This window comes from Scandinavium sp. (genome assembly GCF_036271055.1).
Classification (GTDB): Bacteria; Pseudomonadota; Gammaproteobacteria; order Enterobacterales; family Enterobacteriaceae; genus Scandinavium.
Genome location: NZ_DATBBJ010000003.1, coordinates 1 through 2,168, shown reverse-complemented (window position 1 = coordinate 2,168; position 2,168 = coordinate 1). Strand labels below are relative to the sequence as shown.

The window sequence follows — 2,168 nt, the reverse complement described above, 5'->3', positions numbered from 1 at the left end:
TCTACCGGCCGGCCCTCTTCGCGCTCGAGCAACAAATCCTCTCTTTAAGTAAAGAATTGGAAGCAGCCGCCCCGCCGTGCAATCCGCTCGGGCTTGGCAAATTGACTACGGTGGTGGTGACGCGGGAGATTTGCCACTGGCGGCGGTTTAAAAATCGGCGCGCGATCAGTTCCTACACTGGCTTATGTCCCGGGGAACGCAGCAGTGGCAGCAAACGCGTGCCGGGAAGTGTAACCAAGAGAGGCAACCCGCGGCTACGCGCGGCGTTGGTCGAATGCGCCTGGCGTATGGTGCGCTTCCAGCCGCAATATCCACCGGTGAAGAAGCGCCTGGCGTTGCTGTGCAAAGGCTCCCGTGCCAGCGGAGCTGTGCGCAAAAAAGCAATGGTGGCCGTGGCCCGACACCTGGCCGTTGATCTGTGGCGATTGCACACTGGCCGGCTCACCGTACAGCAGCTGGGCTTAAATTTTTAAAAAACGAGTTCGAGGGGAACAGGACAACAGAACCTTTGGAACGTGGCGTGTGTCCGTAGCCTAACCTGAACCGTTAAAGCGACGAGCTTCGTCGCCTTAGATTGGACCGCGCCCACGTTCCGCTTCAGCCGACGGCATAAGTCACATTGCGCTCCGGCAGTGCCGGATGCGCGGATAGGAGTATCAGCCGCTGAACAACTCAGCGGAAAAAGAAGCGGAAACGTTCCTAAAGATCAAAAGCAAGCTTAACCCGCCATCAACCCGACCATGTGATTAATTCGACTAAATCCAAACTCACCCGTTGACACCCTTCATAGGAGTTAGGCGTGTTCGGGCAGCAACTCATAGATTGGCTTGTTGTCAGCGTAGACCTGCCACACGGCAATTCGTCCATTCCTCACGGTGGCGCGCCATGCACCTGGAATGTGCCAAGCCTTTTTTGATGCTGCGTGAGTAGCGGATGTGCGTCCGTTGATCGCGCCATTCATTTTGACGACACGACTCTCGCATCCAGAGAATGCTTTCTCAAGATGAGGTGCTTCCGTTAACAGTCGACCTGTGTCCGGCTAGTAAGGTCCCCTAGCAAAATTCAGATAACACGCAAACTGGACACATCGAAATTCGCCAACTGGGCATTGTGCGTTTGCCGCATCGGCGTTTTAGGAATGGAAAATTAAACCAAGGAGGCAATAAGCATCATGAAACCAAAATACATATTCATCAGCATTCTGGCAGTTCTATTCGTGTTCCCATTGATAGGGACGTTCGCTCAGCAAGCAGCGAACTCAGGCTCTATCGAAGTGATCACGACTTTTGATTATCCCGGGACCGGAAATTCGACCTTGCCGCAAAAGATTAACGAAAGAGGCGACGTTGTTGGCGTTTTCACCGATTCAAGCGGGGTGACGCGGGCCTTTGTCCGGTTCAGCGATGGCAGCTTTAGCGCGCCGATCGTCGATCCTAACGATACCGTGGGTTTTACTGACGCACGAGCCATCAATAACCCAGGCACAGTCGGCGGTGGCTACGGCACCAGCGATGGCAGCGAGCACGGGTTTTTCCTGTCGGGTGGCACCTTCACAACGTACGATGTTCCCGGCGCGGTCTTTACCGTTGTGCTTGGGATAAACAATTCCGGCGACTTTGCCGGCACGTTTATTTTTCCCCCGATAACCGGGATCCAGCAGGCGTTCGTCAACATTGGTGGAACCTTAACGTTGTTTAGCGTCCCGGGAGCTGCCGTGACCGTTGTTTACCAGATCAATGATTCAAAGCACTTGACGGTGGGATACTATGTAGAACCCTCAGGAATCACTCATGGCTTCTACCGGGACGCCAATGGGGCGCTGCACTTCCCGATCGATCCTCCGGGCTCCACTCAGACAATCCTGTTTGGAGATAACAATAGGAACTGGGTAGTGGGCAGATATGTGGACGCCTTAGGCGTGACTCATGGACTCTTCTTTGTCCCGCCAAACAATTTCTTCACTTTCGATTTTCCCGGGTCAACCTTTACATCGCTAAACGGAATCAGTTCGCAGGGGAATATCACTGGTCGTTACGTCGATGCTTCCGGCATTACCCACGGATTCTTGGCTCGCGTCAGAGGCACACCACCGACAAAAGCGGCGGGGCCAGACATGAAGCCGAAGCATGCAATGCCGGCACACTGAGCCTCCATAAAGGGAAGTATCC

The 2,168-nt window shown here is 54.2% G+C and carries 2 protein-coding genes; both read left to right on the top strand.

The genetic code is table 11. The features are described from left to right. Positions 1-473, top strand: a 473-nt coding sequence (locus VH187_RS00210; RefSeq protein ID WP_329699493.1) for a transposase, incomplete at its 5' end; no start/stop codon positions are given. Positions 474-1,171: 698 nt separating this feature from the next. Continuing rightward, on the top strand, positions 1,172-2,146 hold the full coding sequence (locus VH187_RS00205; RefSeq protein WP_329699492.1) for a hypothetical protein: 975 nt from the start codon (positions 1,172-1,174) through the stop codon (positions 2,144-2,146). Positions 2,147-2,168 lie beyond the last annotated feature (22 nt).